The sequence below is a fragment of the Candidatus Methylacidiphilum fumarolicum genome, from assembly GCF_949774925.1.
GTDB classification, from domain to species: Bacteria; Verrucomicrobiota; Verrucomicrobiia; order Methylacidiphilales; family Methylacidiphilaceae; genus Methylacidiphilum; species Methylacidiphilum fumarolicum.
The window spans coordinates 1,210,977-1,235,692 of the sequence record NZ_OX458932.1; the positions used below are offsets into that span (position 1 = coordinate 1,210,977).

Consider the following 24,716-nt stretch of genomic DNA (forward strand, 5'->3'; position numbering starts at 1 on the left):
TCCTAAAAATTTAAAAGAAAAATGATTTTTCTTGATAAAGTTATAAAATTCATAACAAAAAAGAAAATACATTGATATATTTTATAGATCTATGAATTCTTTTTTTTCTCTTACTGGAATTGTACAATCCTTTTCTGTGGCGGGATTGGAGGGGACTTTTTCTTATTACAGCCTTCCGGAGCTTCAGCGTCAGTTTTTCCCCAAATTAGATAAACTTCCCCTGTCTTTGAGGTTCATACTGGAATCTGTTCTTCGAAACGCTTGCGAAGGTAAAGCCAAAAAAGAAGATGTTGAAAAATTCTTTGCCTGGCCGTCTCCTCCAAAGGATGAAATTCCTTTTTATGTCGGAAGGATCCTTCTCCAAGATTTCACTGGTGTCCCCTTGTTAGTCGATTTAGCAGCGATGAGAGATGTTGTGCAAAAGGTGGGAAAAGACCCACGATCAATAGAGCCACTTATACCGGTGGATCTCGTTGTGGATCATTCCATTCAGGTGGATGCTTTTGGGATCAAAGGGGCTTTTCAATATAATTTAGAAAAGGAACTAGAAAGAAATAAAGAAAGATATTCTTTTTTAAAATGGGCGCAGTCAGCTTTTTCGGGTCTTAGAATTTTTCCTCCTGGGATAGGCATCTGTCATCAAGTTAACCTAGAATATTTGGCGAAAGGAGTTTTAAGTAAAAAAGAAGGCCAGAGAACGGTTCTCTATCCCGATACTTTATTGGGAACTGATTCTCATACCACAATGATTAATGGACTTGGAATCGTTGGGTGGGGAGTGGGAGGTATCGAAGCTGAAGCAGCCATGCTTGGAGAGCCTTACTACATCTCTCTACCTGAAGTAGTTGGGGTTAGATTAATTGGGACTCTCAAAGAAGGGGTCATTGCAACTGACCTTGTCCTTGCTCTTACTGAAAGATTGAGACAAGAAGGGGTCGTTGGAAAAATCGTTGAATTTTTTGGTCCTGGTATTCTTTCATTGTCTGTACCAGATAGAGCGACCATTGCAAACATGGCTCCAGAATATGGAGCAACAATGGGTTTTTTCCCAATTGATGAGCAGGTCCTTTTCTATTTCAAGCAAACTGGCAGAGAGCAGCATTGGATTGATTTGATCGAAAAGTACTATAAAGCTCAAAATCTTTTTGGAGTGCCTACCGAAACTTCGGATATCACTTATTCTCATGTCTTTGAGTTTGATCTGGGTAATGTAAAGCCATCGGTGGCCGGACCTAGAAGACCACAAGATAGAATTTCTCTTTCAGAACTTCCACAAAAGTTTTATTCATTATTGACTCGATCAGCTCTTTCGCAGGGCTACGGCAAGACCCCTCAACAGATAGAAGAAAAATATAGAATCCATTCCTATCCTTTTAGACATGATAATGGGCAAACTGAAATTGGAGATGGTTCCATTGTCATAGCCGCTATTACTAGTTGTACAAATACTTCTAATCCTATTGCAATGATAGCAGCGGGATTGTTGGCGAAAAAAGCCGTTCTCAAAGGATTGAAGGTCCCTGGATTTGTGAAGACCTCTCTTGCTCCTGGTTCTAGAGTTGTTGAAGATTATCTGTTAAAAAGCGGACTGCAAGAATTCTTGGATCAGCTTGGCTTCAACATTGTTGGCTTTGGATGTACAACTTGTATTGGGAATAGCGGACCTATTTCTGAGGAAATTGAGCAGACAATAAAGATGCACGATCTGGTGGTTGCCAGCGTTCTTTCTGGAAACCGAAATTTCGAGGCTAGGATTCATCCTTCAGTAAAAGCCAATTTTCTTATGTCTCCCCCGTTAGTTATTGCATATGCGCTTGCAGGTTCTATCTTCAAAAATCTTTTGGAAGACCCACTAGGTAGAGATCAAAATGACAAAGAGGTTTTTTTAAAAGATATTTGGCCTAGTTCTGAAGAAATCCGTGAAGTGATAAACAAAACTATTCAACCGGATACATGCCGTAGACTTTATGAAGAGTTTTTAGAAAAAAATGATTCTTGGTCTAAAATCGATTATCAAAAAGGAATACTTTATTATTGGGATCCGTCAAATACCTACATTCAGTATCCTCCGTTTTTTGAGGAGGCTATCTATTCTGAAACGTCAAAGCCTGCTCCTATTATCAACGCTAGAACATTATGCTTGCTTGGGGATTCTGTTACTACTGATCATATCTCTCCTGCCGGTACGATTCCTCTACATTCTCCTGCCGGTCATTATCTTTTAGAGAAAGGAGTAGCCTTTCAAGATTTTAACAGTTTTGGATCGCGTCGTGGAAATCACCATGTAATGGTTAGAGGAACCTTTGGGAATGTAAGACTGAAAAATTTTATGGTTGGGGGTAAAGAAGGGGGAATCACTCGACATATGCCTGATGGGAAAGAGATGTCAATCTATGAAGCAGCTATGCTTTATAAAGAAGAGCAGGTGCCACTGATTGTGTTTGCAGGAAAAGAATATGGCTCGGGAAGCTCTCGGGATTGGGCTGCTAAAGGGGTCAAACTTTTGGGAGTCAAAGCAGTAATCGCAGAAAGTTTCGAAAGAATACACAGAAGTAATTTGATTGGAATGGGGGTTTTGCCCCTTCAGTTTGAACCCGGTCAAAGTATAAAATCGGTGGGTATAGACGGTTCGGAACTGTTTTCTATTCCTCAATCCAGAGATATCATTCGGCCGGGACAGCGTGTACTTTTAGAAATTAAAAAGACTGACGGAACAGTAAAAAATATCTCCTTACTCTGCCGTATTGATAACGAAGCTGAATTTAATTATTACGTTCATGGAGGGATTTTACCTTACGTTGTAAGACGTGTTTTGAAGGATCCTACTCTTCGTTGAGAAGGGAGAGGAGGGTTATTTTCGCTCTGAACAAGCAATACTCAACCATGTCTTCATGCATAACTACCCTTGATGGTTCAATTTTAAAAGCTTGTTCTATCATAAAATTCTTTGTCTTTTGACCACAAAAAACATAATCCGCTATTCCCTTTCCGAAGCGGCCAAAGAGAAAGGGGGTTCTGGCTCCATTTCTTTGATAGCAGATAAATCCCTGAATTACGTTTTCAGGAATCCTAAGACGATTGGTAAAATAGGCAATGGGATCTATAAGATAAAGGAAGTCCACTTTTTTTTGCTTAGTTAGCATCTTGCAGAGATTGATTGCTGAAATGGCTCCTCTGCTATAACCAAAGATGGTCAACGAGGAATCAGTTTTTTTGCAGGCATTTGCAATGCGCCCAAGACGCAATAATGAAGTAGGTGGGAAAATAAGAGCCAAATTTTTTTTGCCTAATTCAGCCAACTGGTAATTAACATAAGGGAAAGAGGAGGGACCAAGACCATAAAATCCAATATTTATTTTCTTGCTAATTTTTCCGAAATAGTTTTGAGAAAGGGTGTTCATCGAGAAGATTGGGTTCAATACCGCCAATTTTTTCTGGATCATAAAGCAAGATACCTGAATAAAAATAGAGGGGAATAATTGGAAGTTCTTCTTCCACCAAGATCTTTTCAGCGGATTGCAAGATTTGGAATCTATAGGAACGATTAACTTCTTTTTGTGCCTTTGTTAGCAGCTCTTCGTATCGGTTGTTAAACCATCCTGTTTCATTGTTAGAAGAAAATTGTGTAAAAAGATTCAAAAATGTTGTGGGATCAGCATAGTCCCCGACCCAACTTGATCTAGCAATATCAAAATCAAGCTGAGAAAGTGAATTGAGATAGACTTTCCATTCTTGATTCCTCAATCCTACATGGATGCCTAAATTTTCTTGCCACATTGCTTGAATTTCGGTAGCTATCTGTTCGTTTAATTCTCCAGAGTTATAAAGTATAGAAAGGGGAGGGAACCCCTTACCGTTCGGATATCCGGCTTCAGCCAGAAGCTTTTTGGCCATTGTTGGATTGTAGGGAAGACCGGAAGGAGAGTTATATCCTGGTATTCCAGGGGGAGTGATAGAGCCGGCTGGCAGTTCTCCTCCTCGAGTAATTATTCTAACAAGACGTGATTTATCAATGGCCATAGCTAGTGCACAACGAATCCGGCTGTCGTTCAAAGGCTTGTGTTGGGTGTTGAATCGATAGAAATAAGTCGCAAAAATTGGGGAGGAGTGGAAATAGGGCTTTTGTCGAATTTTTTCTATAAAAAAGGTAGGAACAAGTCCCTTGTCAAGAATAAGATCGGCAATTCCGCAATAGAAAAGATTAAAAGCAGTCGAAGCTTTAGTTGTTGTGAGTAAGTCAAGCTCTTTTGTTTTAATCGAGGATTGTGCCCAATAATAAGGATTTTTTTTAAGGACTATCCTATCATTGATCTTCCACTCATCCAAAATGTAAGGACCATTGGAAACGATTTTTCCTACTTTTATCCAATCCTCTCCATAGACATTGATTGTGTCAATAGGTAGAGGAAAGAATACAGGCTCAGCGACAAGCTGAAGAAAAAAAGGGATCGGATCCTCAAGTTGTACTTCCAATATAGATTGCCCAATAGCTTTGATGCCGACCAATGAGAAGTCGTTGATTTTACCTTCATAATAAGATTTTGCATTAGTAATCCAAAAAAATAGATCTGCGTAACGAGATCCCTGATTGGGGTCGAGGGCTCTCTTCCAGGAAAGTACAAAATCCTTTGCCTCAACCGGTTTCCCATTAGTCCAGAAAGTCTTACGTAAATAGAACCGATAACATTTACCATCGGGAGAACATTCCCATCTTTCGGCAGTTCCTGGAATAATCTCTCCTTTTGCATTCCATGTCGTCAATCCCTCGAAAAGAGCTTTGACGATTCTTCCCTCTAATTGGCCTGTTATAACGTGAGGATCTAAAGATTCAGGTTCTGGCCCATTGACGATAACAATTTGATCAGATGTCGATTTTACTTTACAACCGGATAAGAAAAAAAAGCTAAACAGGGGAAAAAGTAGGAAAAGAGTTTTGAGACTAGTAAACAACAATAGTTTCGGGTTATTTTTTCGATGGAAGCGTTTGGTGCTGCTCCACATCGGCTTTATGTAGCTTTTGTTGAATAGTTGTTTGGCTGCTAGCTCGATGAGCATAGAGAAATGCTAATAATATCGAAAGAAAAAAGAATATGCCAGAAAGCCAAACCGTTATTTTAATGAGTATTGAAGAGGTGTGAGCTCCAAATAAAGTATCGGTGACGGAACTACCGAATGCGGCACCTAAGCCTTCCTGCTTACTCCTTTGCATCAAGATGACAAATACAAGAAAAATGCAGGTAATAATATAGATAACCAGAAAAAAACCGATTAAAAAATCATACATATACGTTTATAATTTGTTGTTCAATATTATCGAGGAAAATGAGAGAACGTCAAGGCTTGCCCCTCCTATAAGTAAGCCATCAATGTCAGAGCAAGCAAGAAGCTCTTGGGCATTATGCGGAGTCACACTTCCACCGTATTGAATCCGGATTTTTTGAGCAATTTGATCAGAAAAGAGCTTTGTCAGCTGCTCCCGAATAAAAAAATGAACTTCTTGAGCTTGTTCTGAAGTAGCATTTTTGCCTGTTCCTATGGCCCAGATCGGCTCATAAGCAATAATACAATCGACCACTTGCTTTTCTTCTATGGCCATTAAACCTAACTCTAATTGGGATCGTATTTTTTCTTTCCAAATGCCTCTTTGTCGTTCTTCAAGAGCTTCTCCGATGCAGAGGATAGGATGAAGAGAGGCTGATAAAGCGGCTTTGACCTTTTTGTTGATGAACTCGTCGGATTCTCCTAAATGAATTCTTCTCTCTGAATGTCCAACAATGACATAGTGGCAATAAAATTCCCTAAGCATCCAAGGAGAAATTTCTCCGGTGTAAGGACCGTGAGAAGCGGGATATAAATTTTGGGCTCCAAGACGCACTTGAGAAGAATGATTCAGTAGTTCACTGACGGCTTGAAGAGCCGTAAAAGGAGGGCAGATCACTACATCAGCTGCTGAATAGTCGCCTAATTCCTTAAGAAGGGCATGGACAAAAGCTTTTGCTTCGGAAACAGTTTTATTCATTTTCCAGTTTCCGGCGATAATTTTTTTTCGGGTATTCATAGGCTTTTGATTATCTATCCGGAATAGATGCTATGCCCGGAAGTACTTTTCCTTTGAGAAAATCGAGTGTAGCTCCACCTCCTGTTGATATGAAACTTACTTTATTGGATAATCCACTTTGATGCAACGCTTTGATAGAATCTCCACCTGCTACAATGCTAATAGCTGAGGGATTTTCAGAGATGCTTTTAGCTATCGAAAAAGTTCCTTTTTCACAACCAGGGATTTCAAAAACGCCCATAGGCCCGTTCCATAAAATGGTTTTTGCGCCTTTGATTTCCTGACCGTAAGACTGCATGGTTTGAAGACCAATATCTACCCCAAGCCTTCCTTCAGCAATGTCAATACCAGTAGTCCATTCAAGGGATTTGGCTATTTTTTGTTCGAAATCGATCGAAGTGGCGACAAGATGATCGATAGGGAGCAAAAACTTTATATTTCTTTCATTAGCTTTTGCTAGAGCTTCAGTGGCCACAGAGATTTTATCGGGTTCTACAAGAGAATTGCCAACTTTATGTCCTAAAGCAAGAAGAAAAGTGTAGGCCATTGCACCGCCAATCAACAGGCTGTCAGCTTTTTCTAAAAGGCGGTTGATAACCTCTATTTTGTCTGAAACTTTGGCTCCACCTAAAACAACAACGAAAGGTCTTCTTGGAGCTTCTAGCTCTTGACCTAAGTATTTCAGTTCTTTTTCCATCAAAAATCCAATGGCTTTTTCTCTTACAAAATGACTGACGCCCTCGGTGGAGGAGTGGGCTCTATGAGCTGATCCAAAAGCGTCATTAACATAGACATCAATGAGAGAAGCAAGTGCTTTTGAAAATTCTGGATCATTTTTTTCTTCTTCAGGATGGAACCTTGTATTTTCTAAAAGCAGAATTTCTCCTTCAGCTAATTGTTCTTTTGCTTTATCTACCTCTGGCCCAATACAGTCGCCTACGAATTTGACAGGAACACCAAGTAATCTGTTTAAAAGAGGAGCAATAGGCGCAAGACTTTCTTTTGGATTCTTTTTGCCTTTAGGTCGACCAAGATGGCTGATCAGTACAATCTTGGCTTTTTGATCTATTAAGTACTTTAGTGTTTCTAGTGTTTCAAGGATTCGCGTCTGATCCGTAATCACATAACTATTGATGGTCTTGTCTAGTTCCAAGGGTACATTATAATCAACTCTGACTAGAACTCTTTTCCCTTTTAAAGAAAGATCACGAATGGTGGTTTTCACAATAAATCCTTTCTTGACGGGTATAAGAACCCTTCTTTGATCGAGATCAAAGAGTTGTTTTTTAAATAGTTAACGATCAGATTCGACTTGCAATGTACTTAGCAAGATCAACGCAGCGGCAGGAATATCCCCATTCATTGTCATACCAAGCAATCAATTTGTAAAAGCGGCTATTCAAGGCAATTCCAGATCCCGCATCGAATATGCTGGAGTGTGAATCCTTTAAATAATCCCTGGAAACCACTTGCTCCTCCGTATATCCAAGAATACCTTCTAAATAACTTTCACTGGCCTTTTTCATTGCCCCACAAATCTCAGCATAACTTGTTTCTTTTGTAGTTCTCACCGTGAGGTCGACTACAGAAACTGTGGGTGTTGGTACTCTAAAGGCCATTCCAGTCAGCTTTCCTTTAAGTTCAGGAATAACTAATGTAGTGGCCTTGGCAGCTCCCGTCGTTGCGGGGATAATATTGCCTTCTGCAGCTCTTCCACCCTTCCAATCCTTTTTCGAAGGACCATCTTGAAGTCTCTGAGAAGCCGTATAGCTATGGACGGTTGTCATTAATCCTTCTTCTATACCAAAACCTTCTTTCAGGAGCACATGGACCAAGGGAGTTAGACAGTTAGTTGTGCAACTAGCATTTGAAATGATCGTATGCTTTCCCATATCGAGCTGTTCATGATTGACTCCCATAACCACGGTAATATCTGCTTCTTTTCCAGGAGCAGTAATGATAACCTTTTTAGCTCCAGATTTGATATGACCAATGGCCTTGCTAGCTGCAGTAAATAAACCGGTCGATTCGAATACGATGTCCACACCTAATTCTTTCCAGGGCATCGCCGCAGGACCCTCTTTTATGGAAAGACACTGAATGATATGCCCATCGACCTCAAGTAAATCGTCCTCTTCAAGGTTATCTTTTGATTTAGAGCTTTTGACTGAAAAAGGGCTTCTCCCATAGTTTGTGTCGTATTTAAGCAGATAGGCAAGGTTGTCTGCTGAGACGATATCATTAACAGCAACAACTTCTAACTCGTTTAAAAGCTTCTGCTCAGCAATTGCCCTTAAAATCAGTCTTCCTATTCTCCCAAATCCATTGATTGCGACTTTTGGCATCGTATATCTCCTCCCTTTGTCTTAGTTGAAGACAAGTTAAGTTTATATATACTATAAATAGTGAATTTCATCGTCAACGGAAAAAATTGAAACTGTTATTTTATCAGTTTTGACCAATAATGGCTTAACTACTTATACACTAGCGGATGAAGAATAAAGTTAAAAATTATTAAATTTGATGAATTTCAATCGACTTGGAGGCATAGGAAGCAATACGTGGATAATTCTTATATTTCTTATTTTTGTTATAGGATCGGTTTTTGGATTTAAAGCGATCTTGAAGTCAAAGAAGGAACCTAGCATGCAATTATATTTTATCGATATTGATGGGAAACTCGTTGGTCCAGTGTCTTCTCAAAGGATTCAGTTTGATGATTCTAAGTGGAGGTATTTGTTGGGGGCAGAAGTTTTTCGCATTACAAGAAGAGCTGGAACGGAAGCTCCCTTTTGTGGAGACTTGCTCGATATACATCAAAAAGGGATTTATAAATGTTCTTCTTGTGGACTTCCCTTGTTTTCTTCAGATTCCAAATTTCATTCAGGCACTGGCTGGCCAAGTTTTTTTTCTCCTATTGCAAAAGAAAACATCATAGAAAGAGTCGATCTATCCTTAGGCATGATTCGAACCGAAATTCTTTGTGCACGCTGTGGGGCTCATCTTGGACATGTTTTTGAAGATGGACCTAAGCCAACGGGCCTTCGTTATTGTGTTAATTCTGCTTCGCTTGTTTTTACTCCACAGTCTTTTTATGACAAAGTTACAACTGACGGCAGGAAGCTTTCTCAAGCCGCATTTGCTGGGGGATGTTTTTGGGGAATTCAAGATTATTTCAAAAAAGTAGAAGGAGTAATTTGGACAGTTGCAGGGTATGCGGGAGGCACTGTGCCATTCCCAACATATGAACAAGTGTGTACGGGAACGACTGGTCATGCCGAAACTGTTTACCTGCTGTTTGATCCGACTATAGTAAGCTATAAGAAACTTTTGGAGCTGTTTTGGCAAATCCATGATCCAACAACGGCTGAAAGACAAGGACCTGATGTTGGCCCTCAATATAGACCAATTATTTTTTATTATAATGAGGGACAGCGACAAGAAGCCTTTCAATCCAAAGAAAATTTAGAAAAATCGAAATATTTTGGAAAAAAAATTGCTACAGCTATTCTCCCGGCTACTCCTTTTTATCCCGCTGAAGAGTATCATCAAAACTATTTAGAAAAGCATCATTTAAGCAATGCTTGTCATAGGAGATAAATGGGAAAATGGCGCCATATTATCACAAAATAACTAAACCCTTATGGATCCTTTACAATTGGTTAACAGTATTTTTTTTTCTTCTTCCTGATATAGAAGCCGTAGAAAACAAATCAGTTGAATACCTTAAAGCACCTTATGAATTTGACCCTAAAATTTGGCATTATCTTTTCGATGACAAACCAGTGATTCTCTTGCAAAAGCATAAATCAAAAAACGGTTCGCTCTATTATATTCTAGAAAAAATAGAAACACCTGACCAAGCTCATATGGGAACTACCTATTATATCCAATCTGTTCATGGAAAGGTTTATCTCCTATACGAAGATAGAAATACGGAATCTCCCATTCCTCCTTTGACAAACATGGGCATACCTTGGGATATCGCTGTTGATATCGAAAAGATCAACTTAATGCACAAAATAAGCTCTATAGGAATAAAAAATACTTCCAAGTGGGTGGTTGAGAGTATTACCAAACATAGAAATATTTATTTCTATACTCCAGAATTTATCGAAGCAGCTAAGAGACTGAAGATTCTTCCAAAAAATTATAAATTGCCTCCTTTGTTGCCCAAAGATGAGGCTGAGCTGGAAAAATATTTATCGACAAAGATTACTCCCACCCTCATTGATGCGCGGTTGGTTGGGGAAACTGCTCCCACAAATTCTTTGAATAGATAGGCAGATTTATTGCAGGAATTTTTTTAGTCTATGTTAATTCCTTTTCCCACCAACGAAAATAAGGAAGAAACACTTGAGATGGTTCAAAACTTATAATTTCTGGACATTCATAGCTGTGGTTTTCCTTAATGAACTGTATCAACTCTTCCCACTTTTCTTCTGAAGATTTGGCAATGAGCATAGCCTCTTGTGTTTCTTCCTGTTTGTTTTCCCACCAATAGAATGAATAAACGAGAGGAATAATATTAACACAACTAGCAAGTCTTTTTGTAACAATAAGTTTTGCCAATCTTTCTCCTTCCTCTTTATCTGAACAGCTCATCAAAACGACACGTGGCTTCATGGTTCTTTTATAAAATGAATCTTCCCTGAATTCTATTTTTTAATAAAAAGTTTCAATAAAAAAAAAGATCTGAACAATGCTCATCACCAAGCGAAAGGTTTCAATAAAAAAAATCAAATTCACTCACTATAAATGATTCTTCAATGGTGTAGAGTTCTTCTTGACATCCCCCCCGGCCTGAAGGCCGGAGATTCCAACGACGCTCAGGCTGGGCATTGAGCCACTTTTGCGTCGCTTCGGTAGGTCCCTTCTGCTGGCGACCTGACTGCATCGTTTCCTTCATAAGTGAATTAGGAGTGTCAGACCGGCTTAACTGAGCTTTTCCTCTCCGCACTTGTGACGCTCCTTCTGCAACGCCAGCGTTTCGTTGAACACGAAGGAGCACAGGACGGCAAAGCGTCACATTTGCTGCTTCTGCTGGCCATTGGCATCGATTTGTATTGAAAGGCTTAAATGCCTTGAATACTCCAAAGCACATCTGATCAAGATGGAGGCAAAGATAATCTCGCCCACTGTTGCTAGAATACCCACCCAAGGTCGCCCTCTCCATTCTCCTAAATAGTTTTAAGGGCGTATCCTACCGTCTGCTGCCAATGATCTTCTACGCCTTCCGAAAATGTTATTGGAGAGGTCTTCTGCGCTCGCTGCCTACTTCGTCTCAAGCTACGATGGCGCACCCATTTCTATCGTGTGCCGGAACAACGAACAGCAGCAGAGATTACACCGAAACTGAAGATAGGGAAGGCTTCGTCCCCCCCCTCGCGTTATCCTTCCCCGCCATTAACGCCAAGGCTTATCGTTTCCTAAGTAAAAAATCAATCCTTAGGTGGATCCCTTTCTATCCATCCGCCTCCAAGCACGGTATCTCCCTCGTAACAAACGGCTGCTTGTCCTGGAGAAATTCCAAATTGTGGGGATTCAAAATCTACTCTAAATCGACCATTTTCCAGAGGCGTGATAAAAGCAGGAACCTCTGGATAATTATACCTTAGTTTTACTGTTACCTTTCGGGTAGTTTGAATTTCTTTTTCAATCCAATGGGCTCCCGCCACAAAACAATGAGTTTTAAGCAGACTTTCCCAACCTCCAACTTTAACTGCTTTCGCTAACGGATCTATATCAACCACATAGAGAGGACGGCCTTGTCCCCCTGGAAGCCCTTTTCTTTGGCCTACGGTATAGCGCTCAATGCCTTGATGGGAACCAATCACCCTTCCTGTTTCATCTAAAATTGGACCGGCATTCGATTCCTTGGAATCTATTTTTTCTTCGATAAAATCTTTATAATTTTTTCCAGCTACAAAGCATATGTCTCTACTTTCTTCCTTGTTCCATACAGAAAGACCCGCTTCTTTTGCAATAGCCCTTACTTCTTTCTTTTCAAGACGGCCTAACGGAGTAAGTATTCTCGAAAGCTGAAAAGGAGAAAGAGAAAAAAGAAAATAAGATTGGTCTCTTGTTTTGTCCTTTGCTTTTTTTAAGCTTGGAGAAGTAGTATCCTGATGCTCCACAATTGCATAATGACCTGTTGCAATGTATTCTGCTCCCCAAGACCTGACTTTAGACCACAGCCTTCCAAATTTTATTTTCTCGTTACATTTCACACAAGGATTAGGAGTCCTTCCCTGTCTATATTCGTCTAAAAAATAATGAATAACCTCTTTTTCGAAAAAATCCGCCTCATCAATTGTATAATGAGGAATGCCAATTTGAGCGGCTAAGTTTCTAGCATCATTGATTGCTTCAGGTCCACAACATTTCTCTAATGAACGGCTCATACAGGAATCTGTCCATACCTTGAGAGTGATTCCTATAACATCGAATCCTTCTTTTTTTAAAAGCAAAGCAGCCACAGTAGAATCAACCCCTCCGCTCATGCCAACGACAATTCGACAGCGCTTCTTAGGAAAAAGAATATTCATGGGTGCAATTAAAAATAAAATTTTTCTTCCTCAGAAATCTCTTCCCCAAAAAAGGTAAAACTGCTTTTTAGGCGGCTTCTTTTTCCTGTCTTCGTTTTAAAATTGGAGTTTTTTTCCCTTCAGCTACTAGACGCGAAATAATAACTTCTTCAATATCTGTTCTAGAAGGAAGCTCAAACATGATATCTAGCATGATCTTTTCAATCATGTTCTTTAAAGCACGGGCTCCCGTTTTTTTCTTTTTTGCTTCTTGAGCAAAAAACCTTATGGCTTCCTTTGCAAAGGTCAACTTGATATGGTCCAAGGCAAAAAGTTTTATATACTGTTTTATTATCGCGTTTTTGGGTTCGGTCAAGATCCTAACCAGTTCATCTTCAGTTAGTTCAGAAAGGGTAGCAATCACTGGAAATCTACCCACAAATTCTGGGATCATGCCATAGGAGATGAGGTCTTCAGGCTCGACTTCAAGTTGTCCATTCGATTGGGAATCTTCAGTTTGCAAAGCATGTTGGAAACCAAGCACCTGTTTGCCCCGTCTTCGGGCTACTATTTTGTCCAAACCAATGAAGGCACCACCACAAATAAAAAGAATATTCTCCGTATTGATTCGAATAAACTCTTGATGGGGATGCTTTCTTCCCCCTTGAGGAGGAACATTGCAAATAGTCCCTTCAAGCATTTTAAGAAGAGCTTGTTGGACACCTTCTCCTGAAACATCTCTTGTAATCGATGGGCTGTCAGATTTTCTAGATATTTTGTCTATCTCGTCGATATAAACGATGCCCATTTCCGCTTTTTTAACATCAAAATTGGCATTTTGAAGCAGTCTTAAAAGAATGCTTTCAACATCTTCGCCAACATACCCTGCCTCTGTGAGTGAAGTGGCATCGGCTATACAGAAAGGGACATCAAGAAGTCGGGCAAAGGTTTTAGCAAGGAGAGTTTTACCTGAGCCGGTGGGGCCAACAAGAAGAATATTAGTTTTTTCAATTTCGACATCTTTTATTTGATTCAGAGAAGAAAGATCAGTCAATTCCCCACTGAAAATTCTCTTGTAATGATTGTGAACAGCCACGGAAAGAATTTTTTTTGCATTGGTTTGACCAATGACATAGTCTTCGAGTCGAGCAAAGATTTCAGTAGGCTTTGGAATTTTTGGCTTAACTTGATTTTTAGCTGGCTCTTCGCGAAGCTCCCTTTCAAGAATACTGTGGCAAACCTCAACACAAGCATCACAGATATATACCCCTGGTCCAGAAATAAGCTTGCGCACTTCTGCTTGGGTTCTCCCGCAGAAAGAGCACATAGTTATATGCACTGATCTTGCCATGATTACACTCTACTTCCCATCTCCCATAATGATTTGTGGTTGGGGGACTGGTCTGATACTGACTCTGGTTTTGACCACCTCATCAATGAGCCCATAGGCTTTTGCATCTTCAGCAGACATAAAAAAATCTCGATCCGTGTCTTTTTCCAGTCGTTCAATGGGCTGTTTAGTATGATAAGAAAGGATTTCATTCAACAACCTCTTGGTTCTTAATATTTCTTGAGCTTGAATGCTGATGTCGGAGGCTTGGCCTTGTGCACCACCAAGAGGCTGATGGATCATAATACGGGCGTTGGGTAGAGCAAACCGTTTACCTTTTGTTCCGGCAGCAAGTAATACGGCTGCCATACTGGCAGCCTGACCGATACAATAAGTATTTACATCGCAACTTAAAAATTGCATCGTATCATAAATGGCCATACCCGCTGTCACGTACCCTCCTGGAGAATGGATATATAGGCTAATATCCTTTTTGGGATCTTCCATTTGAAGAAAAAGTAGCTGGGCAATAACCAAATTGGCTATATTGTCGTCGATCGGTGTGCCAATAAATACAATTCTATCCTTAAGCAACCTCGAAAATATATCGTAGCCTCTTTCCCCACGGCCTGTTTGTTCAACAACCATGGGAATGACTTGGGAAATAATAGGATTAGTCATAATTTTCAATTTTCAATCTTTGCTTTTTCCAATAAAAAATCTAAAACTTTTTGATTAAAAACCTCATTCACAATAGCGTTTAGCTCTTCAGAAGGAAGTTTCTTTAAAAATTGTTTTGGTTCCATTCTTAGTTTTATTGCCTGGTTATGAATTGCCATTGCCAAATCATCTTTCGTTACGGAAATGTTTTCTTTTTTCGCTATTTCTTCAAGAAGAAAATGTAATTTGGTTTTTCTTCTTGCCTGAATAAGAGCTTTAGAGTAAATCTCATCCTTTTTTTCTTCAAGAACGGCAAGAGGGGTTCCTTTTTGTTGCATGTCAACAACCACTTTTCTAAAAAGCCACTCAGCTTCTTTTTCAATTTCAGACTCTGGAAGTGAGAAATCGGAAGAAGACAACAAATAATCAATGATTTTTAACTTTTGTCTGCTACGAGCCTGTGACTCTTTGCTTTGTTTTATGGATTTTTCTATTGCTTCCATAAACTCTTTTTTATTGAGCCCTGCAACCTCCTGGGTCAATTCATCTGAAAGAACAGGCAAGATTTTTGATTTTATGGCGTGAAGTTGTACGGTATAGGTTACTACCTTTCCTCGTAACGGCTCTAAAAACCAATCCTCAGGAAAACTGATCGCAAAGGTCTTGCTCTGCCCAGCTTCCATTCCAATCAATTGATCTGTGAAACCCGGTAAAAAAACCCCTTCTTTAATCAGAATCCATTGGTTCTCACCTTTAGCCATCACACCCGCTGTTGGAAGCAGCTTGGCAAGAGGCTGGTTGTCCAGAGTCCCCACATAGGAGACAACTACAAAATCCCCATTGGCTACTGTTCTCCCATGAACATCGACAAAAGTGGCTTTCGACTCCATTATCGACTCGATAGCTTGGTCGATCTCTTCTGGTTTGATTTCTGTATCTTCTTTGGGAACGGGAATATCTGTATACTTAGGAAGAACAAAATCTGGCTTGGTATCAACAATAGCTGAAAAAGAAAAAGGTTCTCCTGGTTGGTATCGAACGTTTTCCAGATCGATTAATGCAACCACTTCTATGTTATGCGCTTTAATTGCTTTTTCATAAACAAGCTTGAGTAGTTCGTTTTCAGTTTTTCTATCGATCTCTTTTTTGTATATTTTTTCAACGACTTCCTTTGGTGCCTTTCCAACCCTAAAACCAGCGACTTTAGCCTTTTTAGCAAAATCAAGAACTATCTTCTCTCTTTCTGGGACTGTCTCTTCAAAAGGAACTTCAATATAAAGCCGTTTCCGACATCCCTTAATATCTTCGACTTTACAACCCAAAGAGGGTTTTTCCATAACGTTCTCAGTCATTCCCATAAACCTCCGTTTTGATACTTAAAAGTAACCCTTTAAACAACTTCATGGACCTTTAGAGCTTGTGTGGCTCTAGTCCATAAGGAATAAGTCTTTGCTTGATAAGCCATCCTAGAACAATTAATAGTTAGGAATTTCTTAATTTCCAGGCAATAGTTCTGTCTTGCTAGAATAGAAAGATTGATCTCTATTGCTAGCCATTCAAAACACCATGGAACTATTTTTAACATTGTTTGCCTGTTTTTTTTCTTTAGAGATAATACCTAAAAAATATACACCTAAATGGAACTTATTACCCCTATTTGCTCGTTTGTTTTCGTCAACTCAATTGATAAGTTATCCGAAGAGAGTAGACTTTTTTATAATTTATTAATAGCCTACTTTTAAAGCTATACAATTAAATTAATTTTTGTTCCTTTTATGTAGCGTGGTGTAGCAATATCCTATCCATTGGCTGCAAGTGGGTGAAAAACTGCATCTAGTGCTGCATTGCCGACTGCTACAACCTGATGTTGTATCGGTGCATCTCTATTCGGCCAGTTGTTCTAAGCAAAAAAAAGCCTGTATTTGGTGATGCTTTATTTTAGCAAGGCCAGTGGGATATAGAAGGACTAGTGAATGTGCTTTTCGACCTTGCAATTTCTATGGATAGATGAAAATGTTCCTACAAGTCTAGCATCTGTCAAGGTTTGCGGCATCTCTGCCTACTATCAGCGAGCATTCACGTGGATTTTTCCCTATCATGCTTCTGAGTAGCCAACCAACAAAAAGTGCTTGCAATCAAGCTTGTTTTAAGATGGTCAAAGAGATTCGAAAAAATCAACTGAACTAAAAACTAATCTAAGTGAAAGGCATCAAGGATGGAAAAGACATGGGTAGGCTAATAAATGAAACTATAAACTTTTGCTATCCTCTGAAAGCTTAGTAAGAATACAGTTCATTTCAATTACAATGAAGGCCTCCAAAACCTCTGATTGACATTATCTTAGATACTTTTCTCTCTTAAATATCTTTCAGCGTCTATGGCAGCCATACAACCCATGCCAGCAGCTGTGACGGCTTGTCTATAAACACCATCTACACAATCGCCACAGGCAAATACGCCAGCCATACTTGTTCTAGTTCCTTCAGTGGTTTTAATGAGTTTTTTTTCGTCCAGTTCTATTTTCCCTTCAAAAATTTGGGTGTTCGGTACATGCCCAATGGCTACAAAAAGGCCTCGACATTCCAATAAGTTGGTTATTTCTTCTTTCACATTCCGCAACACAACACCTGTCACTCTATCCTGTTTTGGATCTAAAACTTTCTCAATGACGCTATTCCATATCACTTTTATTTTTGGTTCATTCAGTACGCGTTCTGCCATAATGGAAGAGGCTCTCAGGGCATTCCTTCTATGTACCAGATAAACGACCGAAGCAAATCGTGTTAGATAAAGGGCTTCCTCACAAGCTGAATCTCCTCCACCTACTACCACAAGAGGTTGGTTTCTAAAAACGGGCAATGCTCCATCACACGTTGCACAATAACTAACGCCTTTTGTTTCCAGTTCCGATTCACCAGGGACAGAAAGTTTTCTAGGTCTGGCTCCAACAGCAATAACCACTGCTTTTGTTTCCAGCCATTCATCATCTATTTTGACTCTCTTTATTTTTCCATCACACTGAAAATCGGTTACTACGGAAAGATATTTGACCCTGGTTCCAAATCTTTCTGCCTGCTTTCTCATCGCTTCCATTAATTCTGGTCCCTGAATTCCTAAAGGAAAGCCAGGATAATTTTCAACAAGTGTTGTTGTCGTCAAAAGTCCGCCTGGTTCACTGCCCGTGACAAGGAGAGGAGAAAGCTTAGCTCGCGCAAGATAAATGGCCGCTGTCCAACCAGCACATCCAGAACCTATAATGATAACTTCTTCCATGAAAAACCGATTTTATAGATTATTTTTAAGAATTAAATGAAGATAGTACAATGTTATTATAAACATTTTTTTTAATAAAATGTATTTTAAGATAAATTAAAATATTGAAATTTTTAGTATTTTATTTAAAAAAAATTATTGACTTCATTTTTGTTTTGATTTGAATCTAAACTTCTAGTGACTTCAATACCCTTGAACGCTCTATTCCAAAAAATTCAATTTATTCGGGATCATGTCCCACGGTCAGGATTAATTAAAGACAAAGAGTGGAAAATAAGTCCTTACAGTTTCTATTTAGAAGAGCGGTATGTAGAGATTCTCAACCGATTAGGCTTTTATCTGCAAAAGTTTTATTTAGCCGCCGACCTTCTCTATAAATGGAGCGTTAAAGGAAAGTATCCTGCATTTATTGCTGAACTTTTAGATAAAGGGAAACCGGCTGATCTTATTAAAATTTCTAGAAGTGAAGAGTTAAAAAACTCTTTGCCTGTTGTCATTCGGCCTGATCTCATATTGACTGACGAAGGATTTGCACTTTGCGAACTTGACAGCGTGCCAGGAGGTATTGGGTTGACTGCTTGGCTGCAGGAGACCTATGGGCAATGGAATCATTCCTTGATTGGTGGAAGCGATGGAATGAAGCGAGGATTCAACAGTATTTTCCCGGAAGGAGTGGTCGTTGTTTCTGAAGAGGCGATGACTTATTGGCCCGAATTCGAATATCTTGTAGGAAAAGATAGAATGCGTCATGCAGAAAGCTTCCAGTTTGATTCTGAACCAGTCTATCGGTTTTTCGAATGTTTTGATTGGGAAAAATTAAGCGAAATCCGAAGGAGTTATTCTCCAGCTAAACATTGGATTACTCCTCCTTTGAAGCCTTATTTAGAAGAAAAACTACTATTAGGACTTTTTTGGGTCAGATCCTTGGCGGACTTTTGGAAAAGATACCTTACCGAAAAAGGGATGCGGTTTTTACAGCAGATAATTCCTTATACATGGATAGTTGATCCTTCTCCTCTTCCTTATAATGCTGTACTGCCAGGACTTGAGGTGCAAAGTTGGAAGGAAGTGGGTTCATTTAGCCAATCGCAAAGAGAGCTTGTGTTGAAAGTTTCTGGATTCAGTCCCTTAGCGTGGGGTTCTAGGGGTGTTTATATCGGCTCCGATATGCCTGCCTCTCAGTGGCAAGAGAAAATCGCTGCAGCCCTTGCTGATTTCCCTCATCATCCCTGGATAATGCAAAAATTTATTCGTGGAAAACTTGTCAAACATCCCTATGCTCAAGGCGAAAAAATAGAAGAAATGGAAGGAAGGGCCCGTGTTTCCCCTTATTATTTTGTCATTGACTCAAAGGTGCACCTTTGTGGGGTTCTGGTGACGATCTGCCCATCGGATAAGAAAATTATTCATGGGATGAAAGATGCGATCATAGTTCCTGCTTCTTTTGGTAGAGAGGTAGAACAACACCATGAAGAACATAATGAGGTTTTGAAAGTTGGTTAATTGTTAGGCTTTATGAACTTACTTGAGTATGCTGCAAAAGAGCTATTAGTAAAAGAAGGCATTCCTGTGGCTCAATATGGAGTTGCTGAGACCCCAGAGGCAGCCTTTGACATCGCTTGTAAGCTTGCTAAAAGACCTTTGGTCGTTAAAGCACAGATAGCTGCAGGGGGTAGGGGTAAAGGAAGATTTCTTAATGGACTAGAGGGAGGAGTAAAGATTTGTCAGAGTCCAGAAGAAGTCAAACAAATTGCTCAAAGGATGATTGGTTCAATTTTAGTCACTGCTCAAACGGGAGAGCAGGGACAATTAGTTAAAAAAGTGCTTGTTAGCGAATCTATCGATATTAGCTCAGAAATTTATCTCTCTATCTCCTATAGCCATTCGACTGCTTCGTTGCTTCTCATGGGAAGCCGTGCTGGTGGAGTCGAGATCGAAAAGATTGCGGTGGAAAATCCTCAAGCGATTGTTAAAAAATTTGTTTTGCCTGATTATTCACTTTGGGATTTTCAAGCCAGAGAGTTTGGATTAGATCTTGGATTCAGAGGTAAGGAACTCGTTGAGCTTTCCCGCATCTTAAAATCTCTTTATAAGACCTTTGTCAAACACGATGCCAGTCTCTGCGAAATCAATCCTCTAGCTATGGATAGGGAAAGGAAATTTTGGGCATTAGATGCCAAAATAACGATAGATGACAATGCTTTGTTTAGGCAGAAAGAGCTCTTAGCCTACCGTTATGAAACAATTTATGATCCACAAGAATCCGAAGCGATTCGTTCCGGGGTCAACTATGTCGGACTAGATGGCCAGATTGGTTGCATGGTCAATGGAGCCGGGTTGGCTATGGCTACTATGGATATTTTGGACCGTTTTGGAGGCAGACCGGCTAATTTCCTTGATGTCGGTGGGGGGGCGGATCAAAGCCAGGTAGAGAATGCTTTTCGTATTTTATTATCAAATCGGAACTTAAGAGTGATTTTAATCAACATTTTCGGTGGTATCATGCGCTGCGATCTTATTGCGGAGGCAATCGTAGAGGCGACAAAAACCCATCGACCCTCTATTCCTTTGGTTATACGGCTGGAAGGAACACGAGTCAAAGAGGGAAAAATAATTTTGGAAAACTCTTCTCTTGAATATCTCTTCGCCGATGATCTAGAAGATGCGGCTCGAAAAGCCGTTCAATTCTTAAAAAAATAATTATAACTTCTTATGGCTATTCTTCTAAGAAAAACAGATCGAGTAGTTGTTCAAGGTATTACCGGAAAATACGGAGCGTTTCATACCCGACTCTGTATGGAATATGGGACAAAGATAACCGCTGGGGTAACCCCAGGAAAAGGGGGAGAATTTTTCGAAAATAATATACCTATCTTTGACACGCTTAAGGAAGCAAAAGCAAAAACGGATTGCAATGTTTCTCTCATTTTTGTTCCAGCTCCTTTTGCGGCCGATGCAATTGTGGAAGCTGTAGATTGTCAGATGGATCTCATTATTTGCATTACGGAGGGAATCCCAACGTTTGATATGGCAAAAGTTAAGCGTCTACTCTTTCAAGAAAACGCACGACTTGTTGGCCCTAATTGTCCTGGAATAATTACTCCGGGGGAATCAAAAGCAGGCATTATGCCTGGATACATTCATAAGCCGGGAAAGGTTGGGGTTGTTTCAAGGAGTGGTACCTTAACCTATGAAGCGGTATGGCAACTAACACGGTTAGGATTAGGACAGAGTAGTTGCGTAGGCATAGGGGGAGATCCAATTCATGGCCTGTCCATTCGGGAAGTTGTGGAACTGTTTTGGGAAGACCCACAGACAGAAGCCGTTCTTATTATTGGAGAAATTGGAGGGGTGGAAGAACAAGAAGCCGCCCAGTGGATAAAAGAAAATCCAAAAAAACCAGTGGCAGCTTTTGTTGCTGGTCTTACCGCTCCTGTCGGTAAAAGGATGGGGCATGCCGGAGCAATTATTCTTGGACAGTCAGGAACTGTTACGGCTAAAATTGAGGCATTTAAGGAGGCTGGAATAAAAGTTATACCTTCTGTTTCTGAAATAGGCAGAGGAGTTTATGAGGCGATAGAGGAGTGGAAAGATAAAAAGTGATTCAATAGGAAGGGTAGAATTCTTCGCTTCTCTAATTGATAAGTGCATTGTATAATCTTAGCGTGTACTCTCAATTCCATATTTTAACGCAATCTAACTTCTATCGCAAAATATCCCAGAGACAGTTTCGGTAGAGGGCTTGCTATATCAAGCCAACTCTATTTCCATTTCCATCTATTGTAGTAGAACAAGAACAAGCGCTCTGAGCTAGTGGATAGCCTCAAATAGGAAGAAAACAGTGAAAGATAGTGTATCTGTTTTTGCCTGTTTTAGACATTGTTGGTGACCAGTGGTTTTACTAGAGCTACAAACAATAGGCAGCAGAAGCCTAAAAAAAGAAAAATAGTGAGAAGAAAAGTGCATAAGGTGCTTAGCTTATAAGTGTGGATAAGGCATTGCCTTCTCTTAGAAGAAAAAGAAAAGGCTAACAGCTTCTTCTCTTATCTTTTATTGATAAATAAATTAGAATAACTATGTATATAGAGAGCAATGCGATAAGACAAATATGAACAAGGTAGAAACTAGAAACGATGGCTAACACGAATTCCTATCTCATAGTAGAGCCGGCTGCTTTTATTAAAGGTGAAGTAACGGTACCAGGCGATAAAAGCATCAGTCATAGGGCTGTGATGCTTGCCTCTTTAGCTAGAGGCAGAAGTTCAATCCGCAATTTTCTTCCTTCTGAAGACTGCTTATGCACTCTAAGAGCCTTTGAAGCAATGGGGGTGAGTGTAGAAAAACAAGGGAAAACCCATCTGATCATTGAGGGGAAGTCTGGAGTCCTTTTTCCTCCTTTTGAAGCCATTGATTGTGGTAATTCTGGAACGATGATGAGACTGCTTGCTGGCATCCTTACGGCTCAGCCTTTTTACTCTAAGCTTATAGGAGACTACTCTCTTTCTAAGAGGCCTATGAGCAGGATCATAGAACCCCTCCGAATGATGGGAGCGAAAATTCGAGCCGATGGACCTAAGGATACCCCGCCACTTATCATAGAACCATCTACTCTCAAAGGCATTGAGTACCGATTACCCATACCAAGTGCTCAAGTCAAATCTTGTATCTTACTTGCTGGCCTTTTTGCTTCAGGGGTTACTCGGATTATCGAACCGGTAGCAAGTAGGGACCATACCGAAAGACTGCTTGAGCAATTCGGAGTGCGAACAATTAGAGAAAAAGGAGAGATTATTCTGCATGGAGGAATGAAATTAGAGGCTACCGACATAGAGGTGCCTGGAGATTTTTCATCAGCCGCCTTCTGGATTGGTGCTGCTGCGGCTATCCCCCATTCCGAGCTGAGAGTGCGCTCTATTGGTTTGAATCCAACCAGAACTGGATTATTGAATATTCTTCTTAGAATGGGAGCGCAAATTGAAGAATCTATAGAATCTTATTCGAAGGGAGAGCCTATAGGCAGTCTTTGGGTACGTGGCAATAAATTGAGGGCAACGGTTATTCAAGGAGAAGAGATTGTTGGGGTAATCGATGAAATTCCCATTTTAGCAGTGGTCGGAGCTTTGGCTGATGGGGTAACGGAAATTCGAAATGCTCAGGAATTAAGGGTTAAAGAATCAGACCGAATTAAAGCAATTGTAACCAATTTAAGAGCCTTTGGAGTGGAGGTAGAAGAGTTAGTAGATGGGATGAGGATTAAAGGGAAGAATACAGTGCAAGCAGCAAGAGTAGAAAGTTTTGGAGATCATCGGATTGCCATGGCTTTTTCCATTCTTGCGTTGAGAGCAAACAAAGCTTCCAGGATAGATGACGTTGACTGTATTGCTACTTCCTATCCAGGCTTTCAGGAAGATTTACGAGCCTTGACTCAATCTTCTACAGAAGGCTGGGCGGAAGAAACAAAAAAAATCAAAAATTTCATTATGGGATCCCAAAAATTCGCCAAAGCCACAGAGCTTGAGAAAAAAGAACTCCCTTACCCTGTCATTACTATTGACGGGACAACGGCTTCCGGTAAAAGCACGGTCGCCAAAGAAATAGCCAAGGTGCTGGGATTTACCTATTTTAACACAGGGGCTCTTTACCGTGCAGTAACCTGGAAAATTCTGGCTTTGGGATACGATGTTCATGACGAGGAGAAGGCCGTCGAAGCTTGCCGAAAGTTAAACTTACGATGTGTTATTCGAAAAGAGGACTCTTTTTCCCAGGCTTCTATACTTGTAGATGACCAACAACCCTTGGAGAAAGAGCTTCGGAGTCCAGAAGTAAATGAAGCGGTTTCGATTGTTGCTTCTTATAGGAAAATCAGAGAATGGCTATTGCCTTTTCAAAGAGAACTTGCTTATAAGGAGCCATTGGTGGTAGAGGGCAGGGATATTGGTACGGTAGTTTTCCCTGAGAGCCCTTATAAGTTTTTCCTCGATGCTAATTTGGAAGAAAGAGAAAAGAGGAGAGAAGAACAAGGTGAAAGAGATAACGTGGCTCAAAGAGATAGATTGGATATATTAAGAAGTTCTGCTCCATTACTCTGCCCTGTGGATGCTGTAAAATTAGATACTACAAAGCCTTCTGCTCAGAAAGTGGTCGAAAAGATTCTCGATATTCTTTGGAAAAAAGGATTGACTATTTCCAGAGGGAAAATGGATTGAAAGAATATAGGAATAATGACTTTGAAAAAATGGAAAAGCGAATTTAAACTACTCACCATGGAAGTACTGATATTATTAAATAAATTACTTATTCGCCGTGCTATCAAACGGCTTATCTTTTGCCTATCATTAGGCATCTTTTGGTTATTCGAGGCTATCTATCATTATACCAATGCGAATCGCGAAAAAGCCCTTTGCACTTTAGCTGCGTCTGCCCTTGTTGGTGGTAGTTCGCTCCTGTCTTTGGGAATCCTGTATGGTGATCAAATTTTAAAATGGTTATCCAAGGTGCTTTGATCTCCATTTTGATACGACCCCCCATAAATAAACAAGTAATACTATACCCCAATATCTGCGAGGGGTCAATCAAAAGGCAACGAGAGCTCCGCACAAAAGGCTTGAGCGCCAGATAAAAGGGGGATCATTAGTGAGGAGCTCTGGAATGGTTTTGTCTAGCTCAAGGCAAAATGGTGGCTGAACGGCTAGGGGGACTGAAAGGAGCCGACTAGACTACAAAAGAAAAGAGATTCTTTACCTTTGATAGAGCTGGGAGAACAGGGGGAGATCTCCTCCCAAGTCGTAATGGCCACAAGGACCAGCGGGTCTGATTTGGCTTCGAATGGTTTGAGAAGTTGTGCTTCTCTAGTGGAACCAAAATCCAC

Annotated in this window: 22 protein-coding genes; 8 read left to right on the top strand and 14 right to left on the bottom strand. The window is 40.2% G+C overall.

The genetic code is table 11. The features are described from left to right. Window positions 1–91: 91 nt before the first annotated feature. Window positions 92–2,836 (top strand): aconitate hydratase AcnA, encoded by a 2,745-nt coding sequence (gene acnA / locus QOL44_RS05530; RefSeq protein ID WP_009058722.1) that lies wholly within the window; start codon window positions 92–94, stop codon window positions 2,834–2,836. On the opposite strand, the gene QOL44_RS05535 is transcribed toward acnA, so the two are convergent. The 6 genes from QOL44_RS05535 to gap all read right to left on the bottom strand — a co-directional run bounded on the left by QOL44_RS05535 (window position 2,823) and on the right by gap (window position 8,403). Continuing rightward, complete coding sequence (locus tag QOL44_RS05535) at window positions 2,823–3,419, bottom strand: alpha/beta hydrolase (protein WP_258042273.1); 597 nt, start codon at window positions 3,417–3,419, stop codon at window positions 2,823–2,825. The two genes, acnA and QOL44_RS05535, sit on opposite strands and share 14 nt — an antisense overlap. After that, window positions 3,364–4,950 (bottom strand): peptide ABC transporter substrate-binding protein, encoded by a 1,587-nt coding sequence (locus QOL44_RS05540; protein ID WP_228343198.1) that lies wholly within the window; start codon window positions 4,948–4,950, stop codon window positions 3,364–3,366. The genes QOL44_RS05535 and QOL44_RS05540 overlap by 56 nt, the downstream gene beginning before the upstream one ends. Window positions 4,951–4,963: 13 nt before the next feature. Next, the gene (gene secG, locus QOL44_RS05545) at window positions 4,964–5,284 is read right to left on the bottom strand and encodes a preprotein translocase subunit SecG (protein ID WP_009058717.1); all 321 of its coding nucleotides are present in this window, start codon (window positions 5,282–5,284) and stop codon (window positions 4,964–4,966) included. A 6-nt stretch (window positions 5,285–5,290) separates the two neighbouring features. Then, on the bottom strand, window positions 5,291–6,058 hold the full coding sequence (gene tpiA / locus QOL44_RS05550) for a triose-phosphate isomerase (RefSeq protein ID WP_009058716.1): 768 nt from the start codon (window positions 6,056–6,058) through the stop codon (window positions 5,291–5,293). Window positions 6,059–6,068: 10 nt separating this feature from the next. After that, a complete protein-coding gene (locus QOL44_RS05555) occupies window positions 6,069–7,286 on the bottom strand; it encodes a phosphoglycerate kinase (protein ID WP_045086639.1) in 1,218 nt (405 codons plus the stop codon). Window positions 7,287–7,359: 73 nt separating this feature from the next. Next, entirely contained in the window at window positions 7,360–8,403 is a 1,044-nt protein-coding gene (gap, locus tag QOL44_RS05560; RefSeq protein WP_009058714.1) for a type I glyceraldehyde-3-phosphate dehydrogenase, read from the bottom strand. Window positions 8,404–8,581: 178 nt separating this feature from the next. On the opposite strand from gap, the gene QOL44_RS05565 reads away from it, so the two are divergent. Together QOL44_RS05565 and QOL44_RS05570 are read left to right on the top strand one after the other, a co-directional pair. Then, on the top strand, window positions 8,582–9,658 hold the full coding sequence (locus QOL44_RS05565) for a bifunctional methionine sulfoxide reductase B/A protein (RefSeq protein ID WP_009058713.1): 1,077 nt from the start codon (window positions 8,582–8,584) through the stop codon (window positions 9,656–9,658). An 8-nt stretch (window positions 9,659–9,666) separates the two neighbouring features. After that, entirely contained in the window at window positions 9,667–10,341 is a 675-nt protein-coding gene (locus tag QOL44_RS05570; RefSeq protein ID WP_009058711.1) for a hypothetical protein, read from the top strand. Window positions 10,342–10,369: 28 nt separating this feature from the next. On the opposite strand, the gene cutA is transcribed toward QOL44_RS05570, so the two are convergent. From cutA to trxB, 8 genes are all read right to left on the bottom strand, one after another. After that, complete coding sequence (cutA, locus tag QOL44_RS05575) at window positions 10,370–10,684, bottom strand: divalent-cation tolerance protein CutA (RefSeq protein WP_009058709.1); 315 nt, start codon at window positions 10,682–10,684, stop codon at window positions 10,370–10,372. Window positions 10,685–10,784: 100 nt separating this feature from the next. Beyond that, complete coding sequence (locus tag QOL44_RS05580) at window positions 10,785–11,234, bottom strand: hypothetical protein (protein WP_009058707.1); 450 nt, start codon at window positions 11,232–11,234, stop codon at window positions 10,785–10,787. A 265-nt stretch (window positions 11,235–11,499) separates the two neighbouring features. After that, a complete protein-coding gene (mnmA, locus tag QOL44_RS05585) occupies window positions 11,500–12,606 on the bottom strand; it encodes a tRNA 2-thiouridine(34) synthase MnmA (RefSeq protein ID WP_009058704.1) in 1,107 nt (368 codons plus the stop codon). Between the two features lie 67 nt (window positions 12,607–12,673). Next, a complete protein-coding gene (clpX, locus tag QOL44_RS05590; RefSeq protein WP_045086638.1) occupies window positions 12,674–13,936 on the bottom strand; it encodes an ATP-dependent Clp protease ATP-binding subunit ClpX in 1,263 nt (420 codons plus the stop codon). A 9-nt stretch (window positions 13,937–13,945) separates the two neighbouring features. Beyond that, window positions 13,946–14,596, bottom strand: a complete 651-nt coding sequence (gene clpP, locus QOL44_RS05595; RefSeq protein WP_009058701.1) for an ATP-dependent Clp endopeptidase proteolytic subunit ClpP — start codon at window positions 14,594–14,596, stop codon at window positions 13,946–13,948. Between the two features lie 5 nt (window positions 14,597–14,601). Beyond that, window positions 14,602–15,927 carry a trigger factor gene (gene tig, locus QOL44_RS05600; RefSeq protein ID WP_134372656.1) on the bottom strand — a complete coding sequence of 442 codons (1,326 nt, stop codon included), beginning with the start codon at window positions 15,925–15,927 and terminating at the stop codon, window positions 14,602–14,604. 38 nt (window positions 15,928–15,965) lie between these two features. After that, the gene (locus QOL44_RS05605; protein WP_009058699.1) at window positions 15,966–16,160 is read right to left on the bottom strand and encodes a hypothetical protein; all 195 of its coding nucleotides are present in this window, start codon (window positions 16,158–16,160) and stop codon (window positions 15,966–15,968) included. Between the two features lie 755 nt (window positions 16,161–16,915). Continuing rightward, window positions 16,916–17,848 (bottom strand): thioredoxin-disulfide reductase, encoded by a 933-nt coding sequence (gene trxB / locus QOL44_RS05610; protein ID WP_009058698.1) that lies wholly within the window; start codon window positions 17,846–17,848, stop codon window positions 16,916–16,918. Between the two features lie 177 nt (window positions 17,849–18,025). Here trxB and QOL44_RS05615 point away from each other — a divergent pair, with 177 nt between their 5' ends. The 5 genes from QOL44_RS05615 (at window position 18,026) to QOL44_RS05635 (ending at window position 24,351) form a co-directional block, all read left to right on the top strand. Further along, window positions 18,026–19,351, top strand: coding sequence for a hypothetical protein (locus QOL44_RS05615; RefSeq protein ID WP_009058697.1), 1,326 nt, complete (start codon window positions 18,026–18,028; stop codon window positions 19,349–19,351). 12 nt (window positions 19,352–19,363) lie between these two features. Then, window positions 19,364–20,548, top strand: a complete 1,185-nt coding sequence (sucC, locus tag QOL44_RS05620) for an ADP-forming succinate--CoA ligase subunit beta (RefSeq protein WP_009058696.1) — start codon at window positions 19,364–19,366, stop codon at window positions 20,546–20,548. 12 nt (window positions 20,549–20,560) lie between these two features. Beyond that, on the top strand, window positions 20,561–21,451 hold the full coding sequence (gene sucD / locus QOL44_RS05625) for a succinate--CoA ligase subunit alpha (RefSeq protein ID WP_009058695.1): 891 nt from the start codon (window positions 20,561–20,563) through the stop codon (window positions 21,449–21,451). Window positions 21,452–21,981: 530 nt separating this feature from the next. Further along, window positions 21,982–24,054 carry a 3-phosphoshikimate 1-carboxyvinyltransferase gene (gene aroA, locus QOL44_RS05630; protein ID WP_009058694.1) on the top strand — a complete coding sequence of 691 codons (2,073 nt, stop codon included), beginning with the start codon at window positions 21,982–21,984 and terminating at the stop codon, window positions 24,052–24,054. A 15-nt stretch (window positions 24,055–24,069) separates the two neighbouring features. Next, complete coding sequence (locus QOL44_RS05635) at window positions 24,070–24,351, top strand: hypothetical protein (RefSeq protein WP_009058692.1); 282 nt, start codon at window positions 24,070–24,072, stop codon at window positions 24,349–24,351. The last annotated feature ends 365 nt before the right edge of the window (window positions 24,352–24,716 follow it).

Excerpts from the sequence above, each read along its gene's own strand:
- QOL44_RS05565 (WP_009058713.1), top strand. The coding sequence starts at position 8,582 with ATGAATTTCAATCGACTTGGAGGCATAGGAAGCAATACGTGGATAATT.
- QOL44_RS05580 (WP_009058707.1), bottom strand. The coding sequence starts at position 11,234 with ATGGAGAGGGCGACCTTGGGTGGGTATTCTAGCAACAGTGGGCGAGAT.
- cutA (WP_009058709.1), bottom strand. The coding sequence starts at position 10,684 with ATGAAGCCACGTGTCGTTTTGATGAGCTGTTCAGATAAAGAGGAAGGA.
- QOL44_RS05635 (WP_009058692.1), top strand. The coding sequence starts at position 24,070 with ATGACTTTGAAAAAATGGAAAAGCGAATTTAAACTACTCACCATGGAA.
- aroA (WP_009058694.1), top strand. The coding sequence starts at position 21,982 with ATGGCTAACACGAATTCCTATCTCATAGTAGAGCCGGCTGCTTTTATT.
- acnA (WP_009058722.1), top strand. The coding sequence starts at position 92 with ATGAATTCTTTTTTTTCTCTTACTGGAATTGTACAATCCTTTTCTGTG.
- sucD (WP_009058695.1), top strand. The coding sequence starts at position 20,561 with ATGGCTATTCTTCTAAGAAAAACAGATCGAGTAGTTGTTCAAGGTATT.
- clpX (WP_045086638.1), bottom strand. The coding sequence starts at position 13,936 with ATGGCAAGATCAGTGCATATAACTATGTGCTCTTTCTGCGGGAGAACC.
- secG (WP_009058717.1), bottom strand. The coding sequence starts at position 5,284 with ATGTATGATTTTTTAATCGGTTTTTTTCTGGTTATCTATATTATTACC.
- trxB (WP_009058698.1), bottom strand. The coding sequence starts at position 17,848 with ATGGAAGAAGTTATCATTATAGGTTCTGGATGTGCTGGTTGGACAGCG.
- clpP (WP_009058701.1), bottom strand. The coding sequence starts at position 14,596 with ATGACTAATCCTATTATTTCCCAAGTCATTCCCATGGTTGTTGAACAA.
- QOL44_RS05605 (WP_009058699.1), bottom strand. The coding sequence starts at position 16,160 with ATGTTAAAAATAGTTCCATGGTGTTTTGAATGGCTAGCAATAGAGATC.
- gap (WP_009058714.1), bottom strand. The coding sequence starts at position 8,403 with ATGCCAAAAGTCGCAATCAATGGATTTGGGAGAATAGGAAGACTGATT.
- tig (WP_134372656.1), bottom strand. The coding sequence starts at position 15,927 with ATGACTGAGAACGTTATGGAAAAACCCTCTTTGGGTTGTAAAGTCGAA.
- mnmA (WP_009058704.1), bottom strand. The coding sequence starts at position 12,606 with ATGAATATTCTTTTTCCTAAGAAGCGCTGTCGAATTGTCGTTGGCATG.
- QOL44_RS05570 (WP_009058711.1), top strand. The coding sequence starts at position 9,667 with ATGGCGCCATATTATCACAAAATAACTAAACCCTTATGGATCCTTTAC.
- tpiA (WP_009058716.1), bottom strand. The coding sequence starts at position 6,058 with ATGAATACCCGAAAAAAAATTATCGCCGGAAACTGGAAAATGAATAAA.
- sucC (WP_009058696.1), top strand. The coding sequence starts at position 19,364 with ATGAACTTACTTGAGTATGCTGCAAAAGAGCTATTAGTAAAAGAAGGC.